28 protein-coding genes are annotated in these 23,981 nt (G+C 54.6%); 25 read left to right on the forward strand and 3 right to left on the reverse strand.

Annotation, left to right across the window (positions count from 1 at the left end; genetic code table 11):
• Nucleotides 1-86 precede the first annotated feature (86 nt).
• Both MKX42_RS12125 and MKX42_RS12130 read left to right on the forward strand, forming a co-directional pair.
• The gene (locus tag MKX42_RS12125; protein ID WP_340752719.1) at nucleotides 87-1,763 is read left to right on the forward strand and encodes a family 10 glycosylhydrolase; all 1,677 of its coding nucleotides are present in this window, start codon (nucleotides 87-89) and stop codon (nucleotides 1,761-1,763) included.
• Nucleotides 1,764-1,827: 64 nt separating this feature from the next.
• Nucleotides 1,828-2,808 carry a patatin-like phospholipase family protein gene (locus MKX42_RS12130; protein WP_340752720.1) on the forward strand — a complete coding sequence of 327 codons (981 nt, stop codon included), beginning with the start codon at nucleotides 1,828-1,830 and terminating at the stop codon, nucleotides 2,806-2,808.
• Between the two features lie 145 nt (nucleotides 2,809-2,953).
• Here MKX42_RS12130 and MKX42_RS12135 read toward each other — a convergent pair whose 3' ends face one another.
• Entirely contained in the window at nucleotides 2,954-3,292 is a 339-nt protein-coding gene (locus MKX42_RS12135; RefSeq protein WP_340752721.1) for a hypothetical protein, read from the reverse strand.
• A gap of 7 nt (nucleotides 3,293-3,299) precedes the next feature.
• Nucleotides 3,300-4,253, reverse strand: a complete 954-nt coding sequence (locus MKX42_RS12140; RefSeq protein ID WP_445669372.1) for a DUF1385 domain-containing protein — start codon at nucleotides 4,251-4,253, stop codon at nucleotides 3,300-3,302.
• A 206-nt stretch (nucleotides 4,254-4,459) separates the two neighbouring features.
• Here MKX42_RS12140 and MKX42_RS12145 point away from each other — a divergent pair, with 206 nt between their 5' ends.
• The 4 genes from MKX42_RS12145 (at nucleotide 4,460) to MKX42_RS12160 (ending at nucleotide 8,587) form a co-directional block, all read left to right on the forward strand.
• A complete protein-coding gene (locus MKX42_RS12145) occupies nucleotides 4,460-4,951 on the forward strand; it encodes a YqhR family membrane protein (RefSeq protein WP_340752724.1) in 492 nt (163 codons plus the stop codon).
• 76 nt (nucleotides 4,952-5,027) lie between these two features.
• Nucleotides 5,028-6,098, forward strand: a complete 1,071-nt coding sequence (locus MKX42_RS12150) for a M24 family metallopeptidase (RefSeq protein WP_340752725.1) — start codon at nucleotides 5,028-5,030, stop codon at nucleotides 6,096-6,098.
• Nucleotides 6,099-6,143: 45 nt separating this feature from the next.
• Nucleotides 6,144-6,701, forward strand: a complete 558-nt coding sequence (gene efp, locus MKX42_RS12155; protein ID WP_036731916.1) for an elongation factor P — start codon at nucleotides 6,144-6,146, stop codon at nucleotides 6,699-6,701.
• A 632-nt stretch (nucleotides 6,702-7,333) separates the two neighbouring features.
• Nucleotides 7,334-8,587, forward strand: coding sequence for an aspartate kinase (locus MKX42_RS12160; protein ID WP_340752726.1), 1,254 nt, complete (start codon nucleotides 7,334-7,336; stop codon nucleotides 8,585-8,587).
• Between the two features lie 113 nt (nucleotides 8,588-8,700).
• Here the strand turns inward: MKX42_RS12160 and MKX42_RS12165 are convergent, their stop codons facing one another.
• Nucleotides 8,701-9,567 carry a YitT family protein gene (locus tag MKX42_RS12165; protein WP_340752727.1) on the reverse strand — a complete coding sequence of 289 codons (867 nt, stop codon included), beginning with the start codon at nucleotides 9,565-9,567 and terminating at the stop codon, nucleotides 8,701-8,703.
• Nucleotides 9,568-9,813: 246 nt separating this feature from the next.
• Here MKX42_RS12165 and MKX42_RS12170 point away from each other — a divergent pair, with 246 nt between their 5' ends.
• From MKX42_RS12170 to MKX42_RS12260, 19 genes are all read left to right on the forward strand, one after another.
• Complete coding sequence (locus tag MKX42_RS12170; RefSeq protein ID WP_425355101.1) at nucleotides 9,814-10,077, forward strand: YqhV family protein; 264 nt, start codon at nucleotides 9,814-9,816, stop codon at nucleotides 10,075-10,077.
• Nucleotides 10,078-10,159: 82 nt separating this feature from the next.
• Nucleotides 10,160-11,167, forward strand: a complete 1,008-nt coding sequence (gene spoIIIAA, locus MKX42_RS12175) for a stage III sporulation protein AA (RefSeq protein WP_340752728.1) — start codon at nucleotides 10,160-10,162, stop codon at nucleotides 11,165-11,167.
• Nucleotides 11,160-11,678, forward strand: coding sequence for a stage III sporulation protein SpoIIIAB (spoIIIAB, locus tag MKX42_RS12180; protein ID WP_339249529.1), 519 nt, complete (start codon nucleotides 11,160-11,162; stop codon nucleotides 11,676-11,678). The genes spoIIIAA and spoIIIAB overlap by 8 nt, the downstream gene beginning before the upstream one ends.
• 13 nt (nucleotides 11,679-11,691) lie before the next feature.
• Nucleotides 11,692-11,895, forward strand: a complete 204-nt coding sequence (gene spoIIIAC / locus MKX42_RS12185; RefSeq protein WP_020426549.1) for a stage III sporulation protein AC — start codon at nucleotides 11,692-11,694, stop codon at nucleotides 11,893-11,895.
• A gap of 9 nt (nucleotides 11,896-11,904) precedes the next feature.
• Entirely contained in the window at nucleotides 11,905-12,294 is a 390-nt protein-coding gene (gene spoIIIAD, locus MKX42_RS12190; RefSeq protein WP_036698407.1) for a stage III sporulation protein AD, read from the forward strand.
• A gap of 47 nt (nucleotides 12,295-12,341) precedes the next feature.
• The gene (gene spoIIIAE / locus MKX42_RS12195) at nucleotides 12,342-13,637 is read left to right on the forward strand and encodes a stage III sporulation protein AE (protein ID WP_340752729.1); all 1,296 of its coding nucleotides are present in this window, start codon (nucleotides 12,342-12,344) and stop codon (nucleotides 13,635-13,637) included.
• Nucleotides 13,638-13,661: 24 nt separating this feature from the next.
• A complete protein-coding gene (spoIIIAF, locus tag MKX42_RS12200) occupies nucleotides 13,662-14,465 on the forward strand; it encodes a stage III sporulation protein AF (protein ID WP_340752730.1) in 804 nt (267 codons plus the stop codon).
• A 17-nt stretch (nucleotides 14,466-14,482) separates the two neighbouring features.
• The gene (gene spoIIIAG, locus MKX42_RS12205; protein ID WP_340752731.1) at nucleotides 14,483-15,121 is read left to right on the forward strand and encodes a stage III sporulation protein AG; all 639 of its coding nucleotides are present in this window, start codon (nucleotides 14,483-14,485) and stop codon (nucleotides 15,119-15,121) included.
• A 108-nt stretch (nucleotides 15,122-15,229) separates the two neighbouring features.
• Nucleotides 15,230-16,168: a SpoIIIAH-like family protein gene (locus MKX42_RS12210; protein ID WP_340752732.1), complete on the forward strand. Its 939-nt coding sequence runs from the start codon at nucleotides 15,230-15,232 to the stop codon at nucleotides 16,166-16,168.
• Between the two features lie 277 nt (nucleotides 16,169-16,445).
• A complete protein-coding gene (gene accB, locus MKX42_RS12215) occupies nucleotides 16,446-16,955 on the forward strand; it encodes an acetyl-CoA carboxylase biotin carboxyl carrier protein (RefSeq protein WP_036698397.1) in 510 nt (169 codons plus the stop codon).
• Nucleotides 16,956-17,011: 56 nt separating this feature from the next.
• Nucleotides 17,012-18,355, forward strand: coding sequence for an acetyl-CoA carboxylase biotin carboxylase subunit (gene accC, locus MKX42_RS12220; protein WP_036731935.1), 1,344 nt, complete (start codon nucleotides 17,012-17,014; stop codon nucleotides 18,353-18,355).
• A 118-nt stretch (nucleotides 18,356-18,473) separates the two neighbouring features.
• Nucleotides 18,474-18,890: an Asp23/Gls24 family envelope stress response protein gene (locus MKX42_RS12225; RefSeq protein WP_036698392.1), complete on the forward strand. Its 417-nt coding sequence runs from the start codon at nucleotides 18,474-18,476 to the stop codon at nucleotides 18,888-18,890.
• Nucleotides 18,891-18,962: 72 nt separating this feature from the next.
• Nucleotides 18,963-19,502 carry an alkaline shock response membrane anchor protein AmaP gene (gene amaP / locus MKX42_RS12230; protein WP_340752733.1) on the forward strand — a complete coding sequence of 180 codons (540 nt, stop codon included), beginning with the start codon at nucleotides 18,963-18,965 and terminating at the stop codon, nucleotides 19,500-19,502.
• Between the two features lie 15 nt (nucleotides 19,503-19,517).
• Nucleotides 19,518-19,751, forward strand: a complete 234-nt coding sequence (locus MKX42_RS12235) for a DUF2273 domain-containing protein (protein WP_036698387.1) — start codon at nucleotides 19,518-19,520, stop codon at nucleotides 19,749-19,751.
• A 170-nt stretch (nucleotides 19,752-19,921) separates the two neighbouring features.
• Complete coding sequence (nusB, locus tag MKX42_RS12240; RefSeq protein ID WP_076154413.1) at nucleotides 19,922-20,371, forward strand: transcription antitermination factor NusB; 450 nt, start codon at nucleotides 19,922-19,924, stop codon at nucleotides 20,369-20,371.
• Nucleotides 20,372-20,479: 108 nt separating this feature from the next.
• Complete coding sequence (folD, locus tag MKX42_RS12245; protein WP_340752734.1) at nucleotides 20,480-21,337, forward strand: bifunctional methylenetetrahydrofolate dehydrogenase/methenyltetrahydrofolate cyclohydrolase FolD; 858 nt, start codon at nucleotides 20,480-20,482, stop codon at nucleotides 21,335-21,337.
• Nucleotides 21,338-21,346: 9 nt separating this feature from the next.
• Complete coding sequence (gene xseA, locus MKX42_RS12250) at nucleotides 21,347-22,720, forward strand: exodeoxyribonuclease VII large subunit (RefSeq protein WP_340752735.1); 1,374 nt, start codon at nucleotides 21,347-21,349, stop codon at nucleotides 22,718-22,720.
• A complete protein-coding gene (xseB, locus tag MKX42_RS12255) occupies nucleotides 22,704-22,961 on the forward strand; it encodes an exodeoxyribonuclease VII small subunit (protein ID WP_036731943.1) in 258 nt (85 codons plus the stop codon). Before xseA ends, xseB begins: the two co-directional genes overlap by 17 nt.
• The gene (locus MKX42_RS12260; protein ID WP_340752736.1) at nucleotides 22,948-23,895 is read left to right on the forward strand and encodes a polyprenyl synthetase family protein; all 948 of its coding nucleotides are present in this window, start codon (nucleotides 22,948-22,950) and stop codon (nucleotides 23,893-23,895) included. Before xseB ends, MKX42_RS12260 begins: the two co-directional genes overlap by 14 nt.
• Nucleotides 23,896-23,981 lie beyond the last annotated feature (86 nt).

Below are 23,981 nucleotides of genomic sequence, written 5' to 3' on the forward strand. Positions count from 1 at the left end.
CGTTTACAAAAGAACGGCCTTCTCCCTGAACCAAGGACGAGAGGGCTATTTTTTTGTCTAAACAACTTCAAGACCAGGGAGGAATTATGAATTACCGTAAATGGATCATAGGACTGCTCGTGATTATGCTATGTCTGCCTGTGTGGACGCCGGGTGTGCACGCAGCTTCTGTGCAAATCACCATTGAACTGGATGGGGAGACGCTGAACCCGGATGTGCCGCCTTATATTACACGTACTAATGTTACGATGGTGCCGGCTGGAGTGATTAGCCAGGGACTGGGTGCCGGTGTAAAATGGGATCAGGCGAGTAAGACAGCAACCATCAGCAAGGATAATAATGTACTGCAGCTGACCAGCGGCAAAACAAGCGCCATCGTTAACGGTGCTGCCGTCCGTCTGGATACTTCTGTGCAGATCACGCAGGGGCGGGTGATGGTACCGCTTCGCTTTGTAAGCGAGCAGCTTGGGCTTCAGGTACTCTGGGATCAGGCTGCGAAGCATATTTCCTTATATTCCGGCATGGAGATCGGCGGGCCTTCAACGCCTGTGACGCCGTCAGTTCCGTCAGTGCCAACACCAACTGTACCTACGCCATCTGTGCCAACACCAACGGTACCGTCACCAACCGTACCTTCCATTCCTGGTGCCAAGACCAGTAAGGCGATGAAGGGCGCCTGGGTATCTACCGTGTATAATCTGGATTGGCCCTCAACGTCTTCCGCAGGCAATCCGGTCAAGCAGAAGAAGGAGTTCGACGACCTGCTGGACAAGCTGAAGGCGTCCGGATTCAATAGTGTATTCGTCCAGGTCAGACCGTCCGGTGATGCGCTCTATCCTTCACAGATCGTGCCCTGGTCCAAGGTGCTTAGCGGGACTCAGGGTAAGGAGCCCGGCTATGATCCGCTGGCCTACATGGTTAGCAGTGCCCACAGCCGGGGCATGCAGCTGCACGCCTGGTTCAATCCGTTCCGGGCTACAACCGATGCTTCTACCAGCAGTCTAGCCCCTAACCATGTAGCCAAGCTTCATCCGGACTGGATCGTTAAGGCGGAGAACAAGCTGTACATCAACCCGGGGATTCCGGAAGCGCGGCAGCATATCATTGACACGGTGATGGAGGTAGTCAGAGGGTATGATATTGACGGGGTGCATCTGGATGATTACTTCTATCCGTCCAATGTAGCTTTTGCCGATGATACGGCCTTCAAGACCTTCAATACACAAGGGATTACCAGCAAAGGCAACTGGAGACGGGATAATATCAACCAGTTCATCCGTCAGCTGGGGCAGGAGATTCATGCAGTGAAGCCGTCCGTCTCTTACGGGGTCAGCCCGTTCGGGGTATGGCGTAACAAAAAAGCGGACAGCACCGGCTCAGATACTACAGCAGGGGTGTCAGCCTATGATGATATGTATGCGGATGTGCGCACCTGGATTCAGAACGGCTGGATCGATTATGTAGCCCCGCAGGTCTATTGGAGTCTCTCCTTCAGCGCCGCCCGTTATGATAAGCTGGTGGACTGGTGGGTGAATGAAGTTAAGGGAACGAAGGTTAAGCTGTACATCGGTCTGGCTTCCTACAAGGTTGGGGATACCAAGCAAACAGCGGAATGGCAGAGCGGAGATCAGATTATCAACCAGCTCAAATATAATGAGAAATACGATGAGGTGTCAGGCAGCATTCTGTTCCGGGCGAATGATATTGTGGTCCGTGACCCGTACGGGCTAGCCAGTCTGCTCAGCTTCTATTTCAAGAGTTAAGTCATGAATAGTCCCCCGTGCTCATAGATAACAATACATTCTATGGAACGGGGGTTTGCCATGTATGGAGATTAATGCGGTATTTGAAGGCGGGGGAGTCAAAGGAATTGCCCTGGCAGGTGCGGTGGAGGCGACGGAACGCGCCGGCCGTACCTTCGGGCGGGTAGCTGGAACCTCTTCCGGTTCGATCATTGCCTCGCTGCTGGCAGCGGGGTACAGCGGAGAGACCATGAGCCGGATTATCCGGCGTACACCGTTCACCTCCTTCCTGAAGCGGGGAGCGCTCTACAACACCGCCTTCGTTGGGCCGGCCTTGCGTGTGCTGCTCAAGAAGGGGCTGTACTCAGGCCAGGCGCTGGAAGTGTGGATACGCAACCTGCTGCTGGAGCAAGGGGTTGTTACGTTCCGGGATCTGCCGCGCGGCAAGCTGCGGGTGATTACATCAGATATCACCAACGGGCGGATTGTGGTGCTGCCTGATGATCTGGTGCTGTATGGGATCGAGCCTGACAGCTTCGAGGTTGCCAAGGCGGTGCGGATGAGCTGCAGCATTCCTTATTTCTTCGATCCGGTGATCCTGCGGCTGGCCGGAGAGGCGGCCCGGGGGAAATCGTTCAGCGGGCAGCTGGTCTATATGGTGGACGGGGGAGTGCTGAGTAATTTTCCGCTCTGGCTGTTCGATGAGAAGAAGGACGGCTTCCTCTCACCGCAGCGCAGGACACCAACCATAGGCTATCAGCTGATTGGGAAGATAACTCCGCAGCCGCATCATATTACGGGGCCGTTCAGCATGCTGGAGGCAATGGTGGCGACGATGCTCTCCGCGCATGATGAACGGTATATTGAGACGGATAAATTTGTTCGTACAGTCAAAATTCCTACGCTGGGCATCTCCACCACCGAGTTTCATATCACACAGGCACAGACTGACGCCTTGTATACGGCGGGCATCGCAGCCGGAGAAGATTTCTTCGCTAACTATCGTCCGGCACCGCCGTCCTACACCAGGAGGGCACCCCTTCAGGCCGCCGTTCCAAGGCGGTAACAAAATAACCCCACAAAGTGCGGCTTTAGCTTCGATGATGACTCAGGTACTTTGCGGGGGTCCCAAAAACAAAAAAAAGGCATCCCCACGTGATGAAATCATGTGCGGGATGCCTTTTGTAACTCAACATCGTTAAATTCAGTATTCAGTGATATTTGGGCAACTGATCGTCATTCTTACCCTTACTGCCTTCGATGACCTGGAAGGGATAGCTTTTGCGCTTACCGGGTGAGCCAGAGGTCTTGCGGATGCCGGCAACCTTGGACATCGTCTTGGCCGAAGGCTTAACCTTGGTGCGCGGACGTCCGGGTCCGCCTCCCATTCTTCCCGGGGCTACCTTGTAGGCGTAATACAACAGTCCCAGCAGAATCAGGGGTAAGATGAAGATGGACAGGGCCATCAGGCCGCGGGCCATAATATCTAGCACCAGGCCCCATACGGCAAGAGCTGTCGTAATCCAAAATATCAAAGCATGTCTGATCATTGGCTAATCATCCTTTCGCAGGATCCAAAATGCCGCCTGACACACTTGCCTCCGAATATCCTTTTGCTTCAATTGCAGCGTCCAGCTCCCGCATCCGGTTGAAGGAAGCGATCGACACCTCTACCATATCGTCCTTAGGCTCCTTGGTAGTCAACAGCTGCAGCCACAGGCCCGGGTACCCCAGATACTTAAGGCCGGGAATATCTCTTACCGCATTCGTGCCCTTCAGTACCTCGAACGAGATTCCGATGACCACCGGCAAAAGAACGATACGCTGCAGCACCCGCTCCATCAGGGAATCCCACGGGACGACCGAGTAGATAATCACACCGAGGATAATCGTCAGCATCATGAAGCTGCTTCCGCAGCGGTAATGCAGACGGCTGTATTTCTGTACGTTCGCTACGGTCAGCTCTTCACCGGCTTCGAAGGCGCTGATGACCTTATGCTCAGCTCCGTGATACTGGAAGAGCCGCTTGATCACTGGCGTCTGGGAGATCGCCCAGAGATAGACGAGCAGGAGAATCAGCTTGATGCCGCCTTCCACAAGGTTGTGCAGAATATAGTTGTCAAATACATTCTTGAACAAAAAATCTTCTACGAATACCGGGACCAGCGTAAAAATCAGCTTGCCGAACAGGAAAGAAAGAATCCCCATTATAGCTACACCGAAGATCATTCCGAGGCTCCAGCCTTCGTCCTTCTTTTTGTCCTTGCCCTTCGCCTGCTGCTTGGCAAGCTCTTCAGGTTCCGTCTCGTCCTCGGCATAGGATTCTGCCGAATAGTTCAAATGCTTCGAGCCTTTGGCGCTGGAATCTATAATACTGACAATGCCGCGAAGCAGCGGAATCTTGCGCAGTTTAAGGACCCAGCTCTTATCGCTCTTCGGCACCTCCAAAAATGTAATCTCCTGATTCTTTCGTCTTACTGCTGTTACGTTGACATGCTTGCCGCCGAACATGACGCCTTCGATGACGGCTTGGCCGCCGTAACTGGGAGTTTCCTGGGACAACCAATTCACCTTCCCGTATATTGATATGATTTATATAATACATTGTAACTAATTTTTAAACACATTACTAGTTGGATTGCCGTTAGCTGTACATACTAGGTATAGAGAGCGGAGTGGAAACCGGATTAACCCCATACCGAAAGAGAGGCGGCTCTATGAGTTCTTCAAGCAAGCCCAAAAACGTTCAGACGAATCCTTTTTATTTCTCCATTGAACTAGGTTATTTCGCCGGTTTAATCTGGGGTGGATTGCACTGGCTGATGTATGTTCTGCACTTTACCAAGGTCATTCCGGGATTTTTGGCGGAGCCTTTTTTCAAACATGAATTTCTGCTGACCCCTGCCGGGAATCTGCTCGGTTATTTATGCTTCATTGTACTCTCCGTATTGGCTTCCCTGATCTACGTGTTTATTTTCCGGAAGCTTAACGGCCCTTGGCCTGGAATGATATACGGGGTGTTGTGGTGGTCGGTTCTGTTCCTGGCATGCTCGCGCTTATTTCTGCTCCAGCCGCCGTTCAAGCTGCCGTGGAACACGGTGATCAGCGAATTCTGCCTCTTCCTGCTCTGGGGATTATTCATCGGATATACGGCGGCAATCGAGTATACGGATGAACGCAAACGCGAACAGCAGACGAAGCTGGCCTAGGCCCTTCGAAAAAACTTCTCAGTTGGCCTGCCGCTATGGTAAAATACAATGTGGCTATTTCGAGAGGAGAATGAAAATGGGCAACAAGCGCGTCTCCAAGCTGCGTAAGGTTCTGCAGGAACTGGGACTGGATGCGATGTTAATTACCAGCGGATACAACCGCCGCTATTTGAGTGGGTTCACCGGCTCCTCCGGGTATGTATTGGTTACCGGTGATGAGAGTTACCTGCTGACGGACTTCCGGTATATGACACAGGCCTCGGAACAGGTGAATGGCCTCAAGGTGGTACAGCATGACTCGAAATTCATTGACACCGTGCGGGAACTGCTGCCGAAGGGCGGACAAGTCCGTGTCGGCTTCGAGCAGGATGATGTGACCTTCAGTGCGTACACCGCTTATGCGGAGGCTCTTGCCCCGGCAGCTATGGTACCGGTATCGAAGGCTGTTGAGAACCTGCGTATGTTCAAGGACGAGGAAGAGCTGGCTGTGATGCAGCGGGCTGCCGATCTGGCAGACGCCACGTTCAGTCATATCCTGAATGTGATCAAGCCGGGCATGACAGAACGCGATGTCGATCTGGAAATGGAGTTCTACATGCGTACGCATGGTGCAACTTCCTCTTCGTTCGATACGATCGTCGCTTCAGGGGAGCGTTCAGCTATGCCGCATGGTGTAGCCAGCAGCAAGGTTATCGGGAACAACGAATTCGTCACCTTCGATTTCGGCGCGCTCCTGGACGGTTACTGCTCCGATGTGACCCGTACGATTGCTCTGGGATCACCGGACCCTAAGCTGAAGGAGATCTACGATATTGTGCTTGAAGCGCAGCTTCATACGCTGGCGCATATCAAGCCCGGCATGACCGGCCGTGAATGTGATGCCCTGGCCCGTGATATCATCACCCGCTACGGGTATGGTGAGTACTTCGGCCACAGTACAGGCCATGGTCTCGGGATGGAAGTACATGAATGGCCGCGGTTATCCAAGCTGGCGGATGAAATCATCCAGCCGGGGATGGTTGTCACTGTGGAGCCGGGAATCTATCTCTCGGGCCTTGGCGGCGTACGGATTGAAGATGATATTGTCATTACCGAGAGCGGCATCACGCTGCTGACACATTCATCGAAGGATTATTTGGTACTGTAAGACACTATCATTCAGTTCATTTATGGATTCCAGGAGGGATTTTTTGTGATTTCAGTTAACGATTTTAAGACAGGCCTGACCGTAGAAGTAGAAGGGGACATCTTCACCGTCCTAGATTTCCAGCACGTGAAGCCGGGTAAAGGCGCAGCCTTCGTCCGCTCCAAGCTGAAGAACCTGCGTAACGGCAATACGGTTGAACGCACTTTCCGTGCGGGTGAAACGATTGGCCGCGCCATCATCGAGAACCGTGGCGTACAGTACCTGTATGCAAGCGGCTCTGAACATGTGTTCATGGACAATGAGACTTACGACCAGTTCGAATTGACAGCCAAGCAGCTCGAATGGGAGCTTAACTTCCTCAGAGAGAACATGACCGTGAATATCGTCAGCTACCAGGGCGAAATCCTCGGGATTAACCTGCCGACCAGCGTAGAGCTGAAGGTTACCGAGACCGAACCAGGCGTTAAAGGTAACACGGCTCAAGGCGCAACCAAAGCCGCTGTTCTGGAGACCGGTCATACGGTCCAGGTACCGCTGTTCATCAATGAAGGAGATGTTCTCCTGGTCGATACCCGCGAAGGTAAATATATCTCCCGCGCATAGGAGCCTTTTTGGATTCCAGATGTAACTTGAGGGCCTCCCCGCTTGATGCGGCGGAGGTCTTTTTGCTATGGCTTGCTGGGTGAGAGGGAAGAAGTTATGGGAAAAGGGGATAAAAATGATAAAAGGGATAAATCCCTCTGGTTTAGCGGAATGTTAGCTGAACGTGGGGATTAAAGGTATTAATCACTTTGATTAAGCTAAAAGTGGACAGGACGGGTAAATCAAAGGGAGAAATCCCTCAGATTCGCAGAAAGCGGGCGGCACATTCGGAATCAAAGGGATAAATCCCTCTGACGGACGTCTCCGGTGGGGCGGAATGTGGAGTGAAGGAGAGTAATGAGGTGCACTAGTGCACCAGAATTGCACTAATGCGTGCTGGAAGAGCGAATGAGGAGCACTAGTGCACCTGAATTGGGCTAAAGCTTGCTGGACGAGCGAATGAGGAGCACTAGTGCACCTGAATGGAGACCGAGAAGGCCGTGGCGGGTTCGGGGTTAAGGCCAGGTTCTTCAAAAATGGGCATTTTATTTTGTGAAACCATTAACGCATGTTATGATTTTCGTATTATACTGTGTTAAAGCGTTAACCAAAATTTAAGCTACTTTAGAGCGAAATAGGGAGTGAATGGAACTTTGTCACTTTATGTCATGAAATTCGGGGGCAGCTCCGTCGGCGACATTGAACGTATGAAGCGGGTCGCCGGGCGGATCGCAGCCAAGCAGGATGAAGGACATCGCTGCGTTGTGGTGGTCTCCGCTATGGGAGATACCACAGATGATCTGATCGATCAGGCGAATCAGCTGAACGGTCAGCCCCCCGCACGTGAGATGGATATGCTGATGACTACCGGAGAGCAGATCTCCGTTGCGCTTCTGTCGATTGCGCTTCATGGAATCGGCCGGAATGCCGTATCCTATACAGGCTGGCAGGCCGGGTTCCGTACCGATGAGACCCACGGGCGGGCACGGATCAGTGAGATTGTTCCGCGCCGGGTGCTGGAGTCGCTGGAGCGTGAGCAGATTGTGATTGTAGCCGGCTTCCAGGGCATGACGCTGGATGGCGAGATCACCACGCTGGGCCGCGGAGGCTCGGATACGACAGCGGTTGCGCTGGCTGCAGCGATCAAAGCGGATGTCTGCGAGATCTACACTGACGTAGACGGTATCTACTCGACTGACCCGCGCATTGTGAAGACGGCGCGCAAGCTGAAGGAAATCTCCTACGACGAGATGCTGGAGCTGGCGAATCTCGGGGCAGCTGTGCTGCACCCGCGTGCCGTGGAATATGCCAAACGATATCAAGTGAAGCTGGTCGTAAGATCAAGCTTTAACCATAATGAAGGTACTGTGGTGAAGGAGGAAGCAAGCATGGAGCAGGGTGTAGTGGTAAGCGGAATTGCCTATGACAAGAATGTGGCCCGGATCAGTATTCTGGGAGTTCCTGATGTGCCGGGTGTACTCGCCCAGGTATTCGGCAAGCTGGCCGATGAGGGCGTGGATGTTGACATTATCGTGCAGAGCGGAGTGCAGAACAAGACAGCAGACTTCTCCTTTACGGTAGCGCTTGGCGATCTTGAGAAGGCCAAGGAAGTCATCGAGGGGCTGCACAGCGTATTGCCTTACCGTGAAGTGACTTCCGAGGACAGTCTGGTCAAGGTGTCGATTGTCGGCGCCGGGATGGTCAGCCACCCGGGGGTTGCCGCCAAAATGTTCGAGGTGATCTCGAATGAAGGCGTGAGCATCAAGATGGTGAGCACTTCCGAGATAAAGGTATCGTGTGTGATTGAATCCGGCAACCTGCAGCAGATTATTCAGGCGCTGCATACCGCTTATAACCTGGATACAGAAGAGCAAGCCTTCGTTGGAGGTCCACAGGACCGCCGCTAAGCCTGCCGGAAGGTATCGTAATTACAGAAGAGTGCTGTTACCCGCAAAAGCGGAGAACAGCACTCTTTTGTGTATCATACATAAGGATAGGAATGGCCTGCACCATGCACTCGCTAGCTCAGCCGCCGGAACCTGCCCATAATCTCCACGGTCTCCAGCACGTTAACGAAGGATTTCGGATCGGTCTCCAGAATCGTCTTGCGCAGATCTGCCAGCTCATAGCGGGTGGTTACGGTCATCAGCATCGTATTGCCCTCGTGACTGTACCCGCCCTCCGCGTTCACAACGGTGATGCCGTGCGGCAGACTGGTCAGCCGGTTCAGCATTTTCTCGCGCTCCTTGGTGACAATGAAGCAGGTCAGCTTGACATGGCGGATATGGATCATGTCCACCACCCGGCTTTTGACGAAGATACAGAGCATCGCGTAGAGCGCGGAATCCCAGCTTTTGAAGAAGCCGAGACTTAAGATCACCAGGCCGTCCATGACGAACAACACGGTGCCCATGGGAATATCCCGCTTACGGGTAATGATCGAGCCGAGAATGTCGAAGCCCCCGGAAGAACCGCCTGCCCGCAACGAGAAGCCCACCCCTCCCGCAATAATCACCCCCCCGAAGATACTGGCCAGAATCGGGTCCTTGGTGAGCTTCACCACAGGGATAACGGTCAGGAACCAGGTGGTACACAGGACAGACAGCATGCTATAGCAGATGTACTTTTTGCCCACGGCGACGAAGCCCCAGATCAGGATCGGGAGATTGATGGCGAAATAGTACAGCGAGATAAATTTGGGATGGGTCAAATACCCTATGATGGAAGCTGTCCCGGCAACACCTCCGCTGAGCAGTTGATGCGGAATCAGGAACAGGCGGAGCCCGGCTGCTACAAGAAAGGCTGAAAATACAATAATAGCTATCTCTTTTACCTGTCTGGCTATCGTTCCTGATACAAGCGGTACTACGAAATTGCGAACTTGCATGACTGTGGTCCCCTTCTTTGCTCAGTTATCTTTTGATACAGCAAAATTAATTTTATCATACCGATGATATTTTTTTATAGAGGGCGGCACTATGATTTCTTTCACACCTCCTGAAATCTCCGCTAGTATCCCCATTTCTTCTTGTCTAAAGTCGCCCCCTTCCGCATATCCATGGATAACAGCTTGTTTGATTTGCAGTGAAACGGCGGGCGGTGTCATAGATTTGTAAAAAGGGAGTTGGGATATTTGGACAAGTATGTAAGTTGGATGTCGGCTCTGCGGCTGCTGTCTGGCAGTGTGGAGATTGCGGCGGCCTTGATTATGCTGAAGCTGAATCAGGTGGATAAGGCGCTGGCTGTCAATTCGGGACTGGCGCTTGTCGGCCCTACAATCCTCATTCTGACCACGGCTGTCGGCCTTACAGGGATGGCAGAGCAGCTGTCCTGGGGCAAGCTGGGCTGGATTGGCTGCGGGGTGGCTATTCTCTTATTCGGGATTCTCAAGAAATGATAGATGATAGGCATAAAGCATAAGTACAAGCATAAATATGAAATAAAGCTATTTAGTAGAGGACAGCTTGGGGGTACCTGGTATGGCAAATGACTGGCTTCTGTTGTTTCCCGAAAAAGTAAGAGCGCTGCTCGGCGGCCTCCCCGCTGCGCTCCTGGACAAGGTGGAGGAGATTCGCGTCCGTGAGGGACGGCCGCTGGAGATCAACTATTCCGGCAAGTATCATTTCATCGGTGCCGGCGGTACCCTGACCCAGCTTCCCGGCGAGGCGTACCGGCCGGACCGGGAGGATACACACCGGCTGCTGGACCTCATCAGCAATCATTCCCTCTATACGATGGAAGAGGAGCTGCGCAAGGGCTTCATCACCATCCCCGGCGGACACCGGATCGGCCTCTGCGGCCGGACAGTGCTGAGCGGAGGCGGCGTTGAGCATCTGCGCGATATTACGGGCTTCAACGTGCGGATTGCCCGTGAGGTGCACGGCATCGCCGATGGCGTGCTGCCGTATCTGCTGGACCGGGGGCGGCAGCGGGTTATGCATACGCTGATTCTGTCCCCGCCGCAGCATGGCAAGACCACGCTGCTGCGCGATCTGGCCAGGCAGCTGTCGGCAGGTACAAGCGGCGTCCGGGAAGGCAGCCGGCCGGGGCTGAAGGTCGGCATCGTCGACGAACGCTCCGAGATCGCGGGCAGCCGCCGGGGAATTCCGGCCTTCGATGTCGGGCCGCGTACGGACATTCTGGACGGCTGCCCCAAGGCGGAGGGCATGATGATGATGATCCGCTCCCTGTCGCCCGATGTGCTGATCGCCGATGAAATCGGCCGTGTGGAGGACGCAGAGGCGGTGACCGAGGCGCTGCACGCCGGGATCTCGGTGGTCGCTTCCGCGCACGGCAAGGAAGTGTCCGAGCTTGCCCGGCGGCCCGGACTTGGCGGGCTGCTGGAGCACCGGATGTTCGAGCGGTATGTGATACTGCACCGCGGAGCCTCCGGCTTGTCCTTCCGCATTCTGGACGCCCAGAAGCGCGGGCTGCTGCTGGTCTCTCCGGAGCAGCAGCCGGTGTCAGGGGGTGACCGTCATGCTTAAGCTGCTTGGCGCGGTACTGATCGTGCTGGCGGGAACCCTGGCCGGCTTCAAGCGGGCGGCCCAGTATGCCGACCGGCCGAGGCATATCCGGGCCTTGATTGCCGCGCTCCAGCGGCTGGAGACCGAGATCCAGTATGGCTATACGCCGCTGCCGGAGGCGCTGCGCCGAATCGGGATGCAGACGAAGGAGCCGCTGAGAGCTTTCTTCCTTACGGCGGCGGAGGAGATGAACCCGCCGCATAACTACAGTGCGGAAGAGGCCATCCGGCGGGCGATGGAAGCCCACTGGAGCAGCGCATCGCTGCGGGGCACGGAGAAGGAGATCATCCGGCAGCTAAGCTGCACGCTCGGCACCAGTGACCGGCCGAATCAGAGCACGCATATTGCACTGGCTTTACAGCAATTGAAGCAGGAGGAGACAGCGGCCAGAGAAGATCAGGGCAAGTATGAGAAGGTGAGCAAAAGCCTGGGGCTGCTGCTTGGAGCATTGATCGTCATTTTGATCTTTTAGCGAGGTGCCAGGAATGAATATTGAAGTCAATGCGATCTTTCAGATTGCCGGCATCGGCATCATTATCGCCATGATCCACACGGTGCTTAAGCAGATGGGCAAAGAGGATATCGCCCACTGGGTAACGATTGTCGGCTTTATCATCGTCCTGTTCATGGTCATCCGGATGCTGGATGGGCTGCTGCAGGAAATCAAAACGATTTTTCTTTTTCAGTAGGCTGAAGTTATGGAAATCATTCAGATTGTGGGAATTGGCATCTTGGCGACGGTCCTTATCCTCGTCCTGAAGGAGCAAAAGCCGGTATTCGCCTTCCTGCTGACCACTGCGGCCGGCATTCTGATCTTCCTGTTCCTGATCGGCAAGATCGGAACGATTCTCGGTACGCTGGAGCGGGTCGCGGAATCCTCCGGGATGGAAATGATCCATATCAAAACTGTGTTCAAAATCATCGGCATCTCCTATATTGCGGAATTCGGGGCGCAGATCGTGAGGGATGCCGGTCAGGAATCGATTGCTTCCAAGATTGAGCTGGCCGGCAAGGTGCTGATCATGGTGCTGGCTGTTCCGATTATCAGCATTATTATTGAAACGGTCATGAAGCTGCTGCCAGCCTGATACAGCGGACATGCCGGACAAGTTGGAGTAAAGCGGAGGTGAGAGGAATGCAGGAGCATCATATTTTCCGGCCGCCAAAAGGGGGAAAAGTGCTCCTGCTGCTGCCAGCCCTGCTGCTGGTGCTCCAGCTGCTTCTGCTGTGTGGAAGCACGGCAAGCGCCGCAAGTGTTGCGGGTGCTGCAGATGCTGCAAGCACGGCTCCGGTTCTTTCGTCCCCGGCTGCAGGCGGCAGCGGAGGCCCTGCGTCTCCTGTTGACCAGTGGGTGAAAGGGCAGGTGGAGCATCTGCCAAAAGACAAAGTAGAGTCTTACTGGGACCAGCTGATGAAGGATTACGGTGGATTTTTCCCGGAGGGACGGACGCCTTCCTTGATGGATATGCTGCTGCCGGGAGATAAGGGCTTAAGCTTCAAAAGCGTATTGTCCGGCCTGATGAACTTCATGTGGCATGAGGTGCTCTACAACGGCAAGCTGCTGGTCACGATTGTGATGATCAGTGTGCTGAGTATGATTCTGGAAACGCTGCAGACTGCTTTTGAACGGAAATCCGTCAGCAAGATCGCTTATATGCTCTGCTACATGGTGGTGCTGGTCATCGCCGTTAACAGCTTCAATGTCGCTATCGGCTATGCCAAGGATGCTATCGACCGGATGATCGACTTCATGATGGCTATGATTCCGCTGCTGTTCGCGCTGCTGGCCTCGATGGGCAATATCGTCACGGTGTCGGTGACCCATCCGTTGATCGTATTCATGATCCATACCGTAGGCACGCTGATTCATACGCTGGTCTTCCCGCTGCTGTTTTTCTCGGCGGTATTGCATCTGGTAAGCGCGATGTCGGAGAAATACAAGCTGACTCATCTGGCCAACCTGCTGCGCAATATCGGAGCCGGGCTGCTCGGAGTGCTGCTGACGGTGTTTCTCGGCGTGATCTCCGTCCGGGGGATTACCAGCTCGGTTACAGACGGAGTGACCATACGCGCGGCCAAATATATTACAGGGAATTTCGTGCCGGTGATCGGTAAAATGTTCGCGGATGCTACGGACACGGTTATCTCGGCCTCGCTGCTGGTGAAGAACGCCATAGGGCTGTCGGGAGTGATCATTATCCTCTTCCTGTGCGCGTTCCCGGCAATCAAAATTCTGATCCTCGCCCTGATCTACAATCTGGCCGCCGCCGTCATGCAGCCGCTGGGCGAGACACCGATCGTGACCTGCCTGCAGACGATCGGCAAAAGCATGATTTATGTCTTCGCGGCGCTGGCGGCCGTCTCGCTGATGTTCTTCCTGGCTGTAACCATTATGCTGACTGCGGGCAATGTGACCGTGATGATGCGATAGAACGAAATGTTAAGGAGGTGCGCCATGTCCTGGCTCAGCAGTTGGCTCCATGAGCTGATTCTCGTCGTACTGATGGCTGCATTCGTGGAGATGCTGCTGCCCAGTAAATCCATGGAACGCTACGCCAGACTGGTGCTCAGCCTGCTGGTTCTGCTGACGATGCTCAGCCCGATAATCTCCCTGCTGAAGGGGGATGCGAGCAAGGAACTGACCGTGGCGATGCAGCAGCAGGAGAGAAGCGGGGGGCTGCTGAACAGAGCGGAGGGCGCACCGGATTCGCTGGACAAGATTCTGGCAGACGGGCGGATGCTTGCCGCCGGAGCACGTGAGCAGAGCCTGAAGCTGGCTGCCGAGGAAATCGCCGGCCAGATGCGCGACCAGATTACCGGGAGCACCGGGCTCGGCGGGGTAAAGGTGACGGTGGCCCTGGCCATGGGCCCGAATCCAAATGCGCCGCTCGGCGAGGAGGTGCCGCTGATCTCCTCGGTTACGGTAGCACTTCCGCCGGAGCAGAGCGCCTCTGGAGGGGCTGTCCAGGGTGGGGGCGCATCATCCCTCCCGTCAGCCGGGCCGATACAGATTAACCCTGTGGAGCCGGTCCAGGTCAGCCTGGAAGGCAGCGGGGGAGAGGGTGAAGCGCAGGAAGCGTCATCCTCAGGTGGTGGTTCGACTCCGGCGTCCTCCTCTTCCGGGAGCGGCACTGAGGGAGTGCAGGAGACCCAGGCGGAAGAAGCCGGAACAATTATCCAGCTGCTGGAGAAGAACTGGAACCTGGACCCCGCTCTGATCAAGGTGCAAAGCAGCGGGGGCGGTACCGTGAAATCATAATTGAAGGAGGGAAATCAATGGGCAATTGGCTGAAAAAGCTGGAGCAGTGGGCCGGAGGCGGCAACGGCAGCCCGAAGCGCAGCCACACCTTCCGCTGGCTGATCATTATCGGCCTGCTGGGTGTTGCAATTATGCTGTTCAACTCCTTCGTGAATGTGAAGAAGCTGGACAACGAGAACACAGGGCGTGAACCGCCGGACAGCGGGACCTCGCAGACAGTCCTGCAGCAGGACACCGGGAGCGCGAATTCTTTTGACAGCATCGAACTGGCGATGGAGAACCGCACGAAGGAGATTCTGGAGAAAATCGTGGGGGTCGGTACTGTGGACATTATGGTCACCGTAGATTCCACAGAAGAGATAATCGTGCAGCGCAATATGAACGACTCACAGCAGCAAAGTGAAGAAACGGATGCCAGCGGCGGTAAACGCCATACCACCCAGTACACCAGGGACGGCCAGATCGTCACTTACAGCCAGTCAGGGAACGAGGCTCCGATCATCACCAAGCGGGTGAAGCCTCAGGTACGGGGAGTGCTGGTGGTCGCCAAAGGGGCAGAGAACAAGGTCGTGCGCAGTCTGATTGAGCAGGCGGTTGAAAAAGGGCTTAACGTACCGGTCTACCGGATTTCTGTTGTCCCGCGCAAGCAGGAATAGGCATGTCTCCGGCAACCCCGGCATATGCTTTAACAGAAGAGGCTTGTACGATACACACGGGCACAGACGACAAGAGGGCTGGCAACAAAATTATAGGAGGTATAAACAATGAAGGGCAAAAGACAAACGATTTGGCTGGTTTCTATGCTCAGTTTGATGGTAGTGCTCTCTGCATATTATCTGTTCACGGAAGATACGGGGGCTCCCATCCCCAAAGAAACCGCAGGCAGCATCCAGGTGGACACTATAAAAGACGGAACGGGCGGCGGAACCGCGACTACGCTGGACAGCGGACTTGTCATCAAAGAGGTCAGCACGGACAAAGGAATTGCAGTAGGAACCGTGGATGACAGCAGCAAGACCACCAAGGATGAAGCGGCATCGACAGTGGCAACGGATGACAGCACGACTCCGGCCGTGATAGATGACAGCAGTGTGGTTGCTGACAGCAGTAACACTGCCAAGGATACAACTGCTGCAACGGACAAGGCGGCCACTACTACGGCTGATAAAGGCAAGGATACAGCTGGTAGCAAGGACAGCAAGGAAAATAAGGACACCAAGGATACCAAGGACAGCAAAGACAGCAAAGACAGCAAAGACAGCAAGGATACGTCAGCCGCTGTAGACAAGACTCCGGCGAAGGACGACGAGGCGATTCTGGATGAAGTGGCTTCGCAGAGCGTATCGGCGAGCAGCCTGTTCACGAACTACCTGTACGAACGCGAACAGAAGAACCTGAAGGATCACAATGATCTGCTGGCGCTGATTAACGATATGGATAAGACACCGGCTGAGAATGCAGCAGCCCAGGAGCAGCTCAGCAAGCTGGAAGAGAAAGAGTCCAAGATCACCGGGATTGAAGAGAAGCTTCAACAAAAATACGGCGAGGCTATTGTGAAAGAAGAAGCTGGCGATGCCTACACGATCGTGGTGCTTAGCGATAAGCTGGATGTGAAGCAGGCGGTCGGCATCGTGGATTTTGTAATGAAGGAACTGAGCGTTACCCAGGACAAGATTAAGGTCCAATACGTCTCGGAGCAGTAAGCCAGCTGAATAAAATCAGGGAAAATAGAATAAAATGCCGAAAGAGCCCGGGCGCGTCCCAGGCTCTTTCCATTTCTAGCGTTTGTGATATAATACATAAAGTTATCGATGCATAGAAAAAGAAGATTACGCAGGCAGCGGTTACACAAGGTAGCGATTCAAGAGAATTACAGAGCAGACCCGCGTTACGGGTATGCTTGTCAGAACGGATATCGTACCCTGCTCAGCCAGCGTCCCAAAATGGCTTCGAGAGAAAGCTGAAGGAGTGAACTACCCAATGTTCAAGTTAAGCGAGATTAAGGAATTGATTCAATTGCTGGACCAGACTTCCTCCGTGCACGAGCTGGAGATTGAAAGCGAAGGTATGAAGCTGGCTATCCGTAAACCGGATCGCTCTGAAGCTGAAGGAACAGTAATTCAGGCGGCTCCTTATACCTACCCCTTTACGCCAGCCCCGCAGCCGCAAAGTCCGCAGATTATTGCCCCTCAGGCTGTTAGTGAAGTTCCTGCTGCGGCGCAGCAGCCCGCAACCTCCGCTGAAGGCGCATTACATAAAATCGTCTCGCCGATGGTTGGGACCTTCTATAGTGCCGCTTCACCGGAGACGCCTTCCTTTGTTAATGTCGGAGACCGGGTGAATGAGAAATCTACGGTCTGCATCATTGAAGCGATGAAGCTGATGAATGAGCTGGAAGCCGAAGTGAAGGGCGAGATTGTCTCTGTCCTGGTTGAGAACGGCCAACTGGTGGAATACGGTCAGCCGCTGTTTCTGGTGAGAGCGGAATAATTGCCGCGAGAATGAAGAGGAGCTTGCAAGCTTCGCTAAACTTTGGGAGGAAACGCATGAACATTCAAAAAGTGTTGATTGCCAACCGCGGCGAGATTGCGGTCCGCATTATCCGGGCCTGCCGCGAGCTGGGTATTGCCACCGTGGCTGTCTATTCGGAGCCGGACCGCGATTCCCTGCATGTACGTCTTGCGGATGAGGCGTACTGTATCGGACCGATGCCCGCCAAGGACAGCTATCTGAACTTTACTAATATTATGAGCGTTGCCACGCTGACGGAATGCGATGCTATTCACCCCGGCTATGGCTTCCTGGCCGAGAACGCGGATTTCGCCGAGATCTGTGAATCCTGTAACATTACCTTCATCGGCCCGTCTCCGGATGCGATTACCCGGATGGGCGACAAGGCTGTTGCCAAAGAAACGATGAAGCTGGCCGGAGTTCCGATTATACCGGGCTCGGACGGGATTGTCGGTGACTTAGAGGAAGCCGTGATGCTCGGCCGTGATATCGGGTACCCGCTTATCGTCAAAGCTACGGCAGGCGGCGGAGGCAAGGGCATCCGCATCGCCGAGGATGAAGAGTCACTGGTGAAGCAGATTACCGCTGCCCAGCAGGAAGCGCAGAAGAATTTCGGCAACGCCGGAGTCTATTTGGAGAAATTCCTGACCGGCATGAAGCATGTGGAGATTCAGATCATCGCCGATAATCACGGCAACGTCGTCCACTTGGGCGAGCGTGACTGCTCTGTGCAGCGCCGCCGCCAGAAGCTGATCGAAGAAGCGCCTTGCGCCGTACTTACCCCGGAGGTCCGCGATGCGATGGGCCAAGCGGCGGTACGGGCTGCACTGGCGGTTAATTACTCGGGGGCAGGTACCCTGGAATTCCTGCTGGGTCCTGACGGACATTTCTATTTCATGGAGATGAATACACGGATTCAGGTGGAGCATCCGGTAACGGAGATGGTCACCGGCGTCGATCTCATTAAGGAAATGATCTCAGTAGCGGAAGGTAATCCCCTCTCCTTCACCCAGGAGGATATTGTGATCAACGGCTGGTCGATTGAATGCCGCATCAATGCCGAGGACCCTGAGCGTAATTTCATGCCGTCTCCGGGCAAAATCGGCTTCTATCTGCCACCGGGCGGATTTGGGGTGCGGGTCGACAGCGCGGCGTATCCGGGCTATACCATTTCACCTTTTTATGACTCCATGATTGCCAAGCTGATCGTCTGGGCACCGACCCGGGAAGAGGCTATAGCCAAGATGAAGCGTGCACTGGCTGAATTTGCGGTGGAGGGCATACATACCACCATTTCATTCCACCAGAGACTGCTGGAGCATCCGGTGTTTTTGGACGGGAACTTCGATATCAAGTTCCTTGAGGAGTATGAAGTTTAGGACGGCTTCTCATGGTTTGTCATAAAGTTCGTCAAATGATATAGTATGTTTAATAAGAGGCGTACTGCCCGCTTGAAGTGCCCCTACAACTTTTTTGCTGGAAAGGTGTGAAGTCCAAATGAGTACATTGCCGACAGAATTTGAACGTACGGAAATCGGTGAAATCCAGATCGCTCCAGAGGTGATCGAGGTTATCGCCGGTTTGGCAACCGTTGAGGTGAAAGGTGTGGCCGGAATGAGCGGCGGTTTCGCCGGCGGAATCGTGGAGCTTCTCGGACGCAAGAACCTGTCCAAAGGGGTTAAGGTTGAGGTTGGACAGCGCGAGGCTGCGGTGGATGTGTCCGTAATTATCGAATACGGCTACCGTCTTCCGGAAGTGGCTGCTGAAATTCAGCGCAATGTTAAGCGTTCCATCGAAACCATGACCGGTCTGACCGTTGTGGAAGTGAACGTGCATATCCATGATGTGCAGTTCAAAAGCAATACAAGCATTGACAAGAGCGAGGACACGGATGCGGTTATCCGCGTGAAGTAAGGGTTCAGTTCTTCCATAAACCCCCGACAGTGCGTCGAGGGTTTACCTTAATTTAAGGAGGTTGTGAGACTCGTGGCCAAAATTCTGGACAGGCTTCTGCTGTTCCTGTACAGCTTAAGCATTGGAATACTATCTGTAACTGCCATCCTCCTCTTAAGCGGTGTCATCCCGGACAAGTATGAGATTTCGGACGGACCGGCGGTCTATATCGCTGCGATCTCGGTAGCGGTCATTCTGTTCCTGCTGAGCATCCGCTTCTTCTACATCTCCCTGCGCCGCGACCGCGCATCCCTGCCGTCTGTGGATCAGCGTACAGAATACGGGGATATTCAGATCTCGATGGAGACCATTGAGAACCTGAGTCTGAAGGCTGCGGGCAAAGTGAAGGGCATACGCGACCTGAAATCGCGCATCCGTGTCTCACAGGCGGGTCTTGAGATTATGATCCGGGCGGTGGTCGACGGCGAACATTCATTGCCGCTGCTTACCACAGAAGTACAGCGCCAGGTGCATGATTTCGTGCAGGAGACAACCGGCATTCCGGTTGCAGATGTGTCTGTATACATTGCTAACCTCACACAGGCACCAAGCTTCAAAAGTCGAGTGGAATAGAGGTGAGTTTCCCTGATGTCCTGGAGAGAAGTATGGGAAAGTCACGGGGGTAGAATTACCGGAGTTGCCTTCGGTGTCTTTCTCGGATTGATTTATCTGATTAGCGGTTTTTGGGATATGCTGTTCTTTGCACTGGTAGTGTTCATCGGATATACGTTCGGCAAACGAAAGGATACCGCGCAGGGTCCCCTGTTTCAATGGCAGGAGATCGCAGAGCGGCTGTCCGGACGCTGGCGTCCCTTCAAGTGAACCGCGATAGTCTTTCTCCCGGAAGCCTGGAACCCGTTACTTTGAGTTGCTGACCTGCGGAAGAAAGGCTGCGCGGTTTTTTTTGCGGCAAAGATAGAATACTCCAATTAGGTTTAGATGAAATTTGTAAGATCAAAACAAGAATGAAAGTTAGTTCGTAGGAGGAACACATGAAGAGACGTTTAGCGAGAGAAATTATTGTACAAAGCCTGTATCAGATGGAAATGAACGATGTTGAGGTAACTGAAGCGGTTGAGATGCTGATTGAAGAAGCGGCGGATGAGAACGAAACCGAGCGCGTCATAACAGATGAGATTGAACTTAAGGCTTATGTAGTTACCCATGTCAACGGCGTGTGGGAGCACAAAATGGCGATTGACGATATGCTGGAGCATTATCTTAAGGGCTGGCAGATGAGCCGCCTGTCACGCGTGGACCGTCAGATTCTGCGTCTGGCTACCTTCGAGATGATCTTCGCCAGCGATGTGCCGGCCAAGGTATCTGTCAATGAGGCGATTGATCTGGCCAAGCATTTCGGCACAGAAGATTCCGGTAAATTCGTGAACGGTGTCCTCGGCAAAATGATTCAGGATGTGGACACGCTTAGAGCAGAGCTGTAGTTCAGCTTCAGATTCCATTTAGATTCGATTCAGATTCGATTCAGATTCAGCAGCAGGCGGCAGTAACAGGCTAATAAGCCTTCAATAGACAATAGGGGAGAGACTTACATGACAGCAGCGATTATCAGCGGTAAACAGGTATCGGACGACATTCGGATCGGAATTGCCCGGGAGGTTGCAGACTTAGCAGAGCGCGGCGTGAAGCCGGGTCTGGCTGTTGTTCTGGTCGGTGAAGATCCGGCTTCCCAGGTCTATGTGCGCAACAAGGAGAAGTCCTGTATAGAGCTTGGCTTCCATTCCGAGGTGCACCGGCTGGATGTCGCTACCACTCAGCAGGAGCTGCTGGCACTGGTGGCGGACCTGAACGGCCGCAGCGATATTGACGGCATCCTCGTTCAGCTGCCGCTTCCGAAGCATATTGAAGAGAAGGCTGTGATTGACGCCATCTCGGTAGAGAAGGATGTGGATGGCTTCCACCCGGTCAATGTAGGGAACCTCGTTATCGGGGACGACAGTCTGCTTCCCTGCACGCCTGCCGGGGTCATTGAACTGATTAAGCGGACCGGTACGGACATCTCCGGTAAGCATGCTGTTGTGATCGGCCGCAGTAATATTGTCGGCAAGCCTGTATCCCTGCTGTTACAGCGTGAGAATGCTACGGTAACCATGTGCCACTCGCGCACAGCGAATATGGCTGAGCTTAGCCGTCAGGCTGATATCCTGGTGGTAGCGATTGGCCGGGCCAACTTCATCGATGCTTCGTACGTGAAGCCGGGTGCGATTGTAATTGATGTCGGCATGAACCGTCTGGATACCGGCAAGCTTGCCGGGGATGTCGATTATGAGAGTGCCCGGCAAGCAGCCGGATTCATTACGCCGGTGCCGGGCGGAGTGGGACCGATGACGATTACAATGCTGATGAGCAATACGCTGATCGCGGCCAAACGCCGCCGCGGCCTGAAGTAGGCCGGACTTATGGCGGCAGAGCGGCAGATCTACTCCATCAAGGAGCTTAACAAATATATCCGCATGAAGCTGGATTCGGATGCGCTGCTGTCCGATGTATGGATTCGCGGTGAAATCTCGAATTTCACCCATCACGGAAGCGGGCATATGTACTTCACGCTGAAGGATGAGAGCAGCCGGATCAAAGCCATCATGTTCGCTTCGCATAACTCGCGGCTGCCGTTCGTGCCGAAGGAAGGCACGAAGGTAATTGCCAGAGGAAATGTGACCGTATATGAACGGGACGGGCAATACCAGTTCTATGCGACACATATGCAGCCTGACGGAATCGGCAGCCTGTATCTGGCTTACGAGCAGTTGAAGAGCAAGCTTGAGAAGGAAGGCCTGTTCGCAGCGGAGCGTAAGCGTCCGCTGCCGCAATACCCGCGCTGTATCGGGGTTGTGACCTCCCCGACAGGAGCGGCTGTGAGGGACATCATCATCACCCTGCAGCGCCGCTACCCGCAGGTTGCGATTGTACTCTACCCTGTGCTAGTGCAGGGTAAGGGGGCTGGGCCGTCCATTGTACAGGCCATCCAGAACCTGAATGCGATGGGAGAGGCCGATGTGCTGATTGTCGGGCGCGGCGGCGGCTCCCTGGAGGAGTTGTGGGCCTTCAATGAAGAAGCCGTCGCCCGGGCGATAGCGGCTTCGAGGATTCCGGTCATTTCGGCCGTGGGTCACGAGACCGACTTCACGATCGCCGATTTCGCCGCCGATCTCCGGGCGGCCACCCCTACGGCAGCGGCGGAGCTCGCTGTGCCGAGCGCAGCCGAGCTGGCCGGGCAGCTGCGCATGGCCCGGCAGCGGCTGCGCCAAGGGCTGCTGCGCCGCTCGCAGCGCGGCGGCGAACGCCTCGCTGCACTGCAGCGCTCGCTGGCGCTGGCCGGCCCCCGCCGGCAGCTGGCCCAGCACGCGCAGCGGCTGGATATGCTGCGCGCGGCCCTGCTCCGCGCAGCAGAGGCCAGGCACAGCCGCGCACAGGGGCGCAGCGCGCTGCTGCACCAGAGCCTGCAGCGCTTCCATCCGCTTAGCAGCGTCAGCGCTGCCCGCCGGCGCACGGATGGCCTAACCCGTGAGCTGACGGCGGCCATGCAGGCGCGCCTTGCAGATAAGCGCGCGCGGTTCGGGGCAGAGCTGCGCCATCTGGATGCGCTTAGCCCGCTTAAGGTCATGTCACGGGGCTACAGCCTTGTGTATGACGAGAAGGAGCAGCATTTAATCAAATCGCTGAAGGAAGTAGAGCTTGGCGATGTGGTCAACATAAAGCTTAATGACGGACAACTAAACTGCCACGTATGGGGAATGAAGGAGGATGGCAAAGCGAATGGCGAAGGAAGCTGAACTGGATTTTGAAGGAGCCATGGAGCGCCTGGAGGGTATCGTGCGTGAGCTTGAACACGGTGACGTTCCCCTGGAGAAGGCGATTGATTTATTCCAGCAGGGGATGAAGCTCTCGCAGCTATGCGGCAGTAAGCTGGAGCAAGTGGAACGCAAGATTGAAATGATCACTGTAGAGGATGGCGAACTTCGCAAGAAGCCATTCGGCAACCGGCTGGAAGGCGATAGCGATGAGTCATTCTGAGCTTGAGCCATCGGGCAGTTCGGCAGCGGCGCAGGGCCGCCAACCGCTGGAGGAATATATAGCAGACGTTAGCCGCTGGGTTGCCGCTGCTCTCAGCGGGGTTGTACCGGAGCAGTGGGACGTCCCCCGGGTCCTAAGAGAGTCGATGGAATACTCACTGCAAGCTGGTGGTAAGCGCCTGCGGCCGCTGCTGGTCACCGCTGCCTGCGAAGCGCTGGGCGGCAGCCGTGAAGCTGCGCTGCCTGTAGCAGCAGCGATTGAAATGGTGCACACCTATTCCCTGATTCATGACGATCTTCCGGCGATGGATAATGATGATTACCGGCGCGGCAAGCTGACGAACCATAAGGTCTTCGGGGAAGCCATGGCCATTTTGGCCGGGGATTCCCTGCTGACCCATGCGTTCTACAGTGTGGTACAAGCCTCCCGTAAGCATGGAGTTCCTGCAGAGCGTGTGTTGTCCATCGTGGAGGATCTGGCCGAGATGGCCGGCCCGCGCGGTATGGTCGGCGGTCAGGTAGCCGATATGGAAGGAGAGCAGGGAATGACCGATCTGCAGCAGCTTCAGTACATTCATCTGCACAAGACCGGCGATCTGATGATCTTCTCCTTGCTTGCGGGCGGCAGAATCGCCGGTGCGGATGAGCAGCAGCTGGAAGCCCTGCGCCGGTTCGGCACACAGATTGGCCTGGCCTTCCAGATTCAGGATGATATTCTGGATTTGGTCGGCGATGAGAGCAAGCTGGGCAAAAAAACCGGCAGTGATATCAAGCAGCAAAAAGTAACCTATCCGTACTTCATCGGCCTTACGGCTTCGCGCGAAGAGGTCAAGCAATTGACCGCAGCAGCACGCAATGCGATCCTGGAAGGCGGGTTCAACGACCCGTCCCGGCTGCTGGAAATTGCAGATTATTTGATGTCACGCGACCACTAAATGAAGTTTTGGCAAACGGCTGTGTTTCGGCAGCCGTTTCGTTTGTGTTATAATGGGGTTTATATTTTAACAACATCTAGGAAAGC

Origin of the sequence: Paenibacillus sp. FSL R7-0204 (genome assembly GCF_038002225.1) — a bacterium.
In the GTDB taxonomy this organism is placed as follows: Bacteria; Bacillota; Bacilli; order Paenibacillales; family Paenibacillaceae; genus Paenibacillus_AQ.

Coding starts and splice junctions, on each gene's coding strand:
- MKX42_RS12260 (WP_340752736.1), top strand. CDS start 22,948: ATGAGTCATTCTGAGCTTGAGCCATCGGGCAGTTCGGCAGCGGCGCAG.
- spoIIIAA (WP_340752728.1), top strand. CDS start 10,160: ATGGCAAATGACTGGCTTCTGTTGTTTCCCGAAAAAGTAAGAGCGCTG.
- MKX42_RS12210 (WP_340752732.1), top strand. CDS start 15,230: ATGAAGGGCAAAAGACAAACGATTTGGCTGGTTTCTATGCTCAGTTTG.
- spoIIIAB (WP_339249529.1), top strand. CDS start 11,160: ATGCTTAAGCTGCTTGGCGCGGTACTGATCGTGCTGGCGGGAACCCTG.
- spoIIIAE (WP_340752729.1), top strand. CDS start 12,342: ATGCAGGAGCATCATATTTTCCGGCCGCCAAAAGGGGGAAAAGTGCTC.
- nusB (WP_076154413.1), top strand. CDS start 19,922: ATGAAGAGACGTTTAGCGAGAGAAATTATTGTACAAAGCCTGTATCAG.
- MKX42_RS12165 (WP_340752727.1), bottom strand. CDS start 9,567: ATGCAAGTTCGCAATTTCGTAGTACCGCTTGTATCAGGAACGATAGCC.
- MKX42_RS12130 (WP_340752720.1), top strand. CDS start 1,828: ATGGAGATTAATGCGGTATTTGAAGGCGGGGGAGTCAAAGGAATTGCC.
- xseA (WP_340752735.1), top strand. CDS start 21,347: ATGGCGGCAGAGCGGCAGATCTACTCCATCAAGGAGCTTAACAAATAT.
- spoIIIAG (WP_340752731.1), top strand. CDS start 14,483: ATGGGCAATTGGCTGAAAAAGCTGGAGCAGTGGGCCGGAGGCGGCAAC.
- MKX42_RS12235 (WP_036698387.1), top strand. CDS start 19,518: ATGTCCTGGAGAGAAGTATGGGAAAGTCACGGGGGTAGAATTACCGGA.
- accC (WP_036731935.1), top strand. CDS start 17,012: ATGAACATTCAAAAAGTGTTGATTGCCAACCGCGGCGAGATTGCGGTC.
- MKX42_RS12140 (WP_445669372.1), bottom strand. CDS start 4,253: ATGTTCGGCGGCAAGCATGTCAACGTAACAGCAGTAAGACGAAAGAAT.
- spoIIIAC (WP_020426549.1), top strand. CDS start 11,692: ATGAATATTGAAGTCAATGCGATCTTTCAGATTGCCGGCATCGGCATC.
- spoIIIAD (WP_036698407.1), top strand. CDS start 11,905: ATGGAAATCATTCAGATTGTGGGAATTGGCATCTTGGCGACGGTCCTT.
- spoIIIAF (WP_340752730.1), top strand. CDS start 13,662: ATGTCCTGGCTCAGCAGTTGGCTCCATGAGCTGATTCTCGTCGTACTG.
- xseB (WP_036731943.1), top strand. CDS start 22,704: ATGGCGAAGGAAGCTGAACTGGATTTTGAAGGAGCCATGGAGCGCCTG.
- MKX42_RS12135 (WP_340752721.1), bottom strand. CDS start 3,292: ATGATCAGACATGCTTTGATATTTTGGATTACGACAGCTCTTGCCGTA.
- MKX42_RS12150 (WP_340752725.1), top strand. CDS start 5,028: ATGGGCAACAAGCGCGTCTCCAAGCTGCGTAAGGTTCTGCAGGAACTG.
- MKX42_RS12125 (WP_340752719.1), top strand. CDS start 87: ATGAATTACCGTAAATGGATCATAGGACTGCTCGTGATTATGCTATGT.
- accB (WP_036698397.1), top strand. CDS start 16,446: ATGTTCAAGTTAAGCGAGATTAAGGAATTGATTCAATTGCTGGACCAG.
- MKX42_RS12145 (WP_340752724.1), top strand. CDS start 4,460: ATGAGTTCTTCAAGCAAGCCCAAAAACGTTCAGACGAATCCTTTTTAT.
- folD (WP_340752734.1), top strand. CDS start 20,480: ATGACAGCAGCGATTATCAGCGGTAAACAGGTATCGGACGACATTCGG.
- MKX42_RS12225 (WP_036698392.1), top strand. CDS start 18,474: ATGAGTACATTGCCGACAGAATTTGAACGTACGGAAATCGGTGAAATC.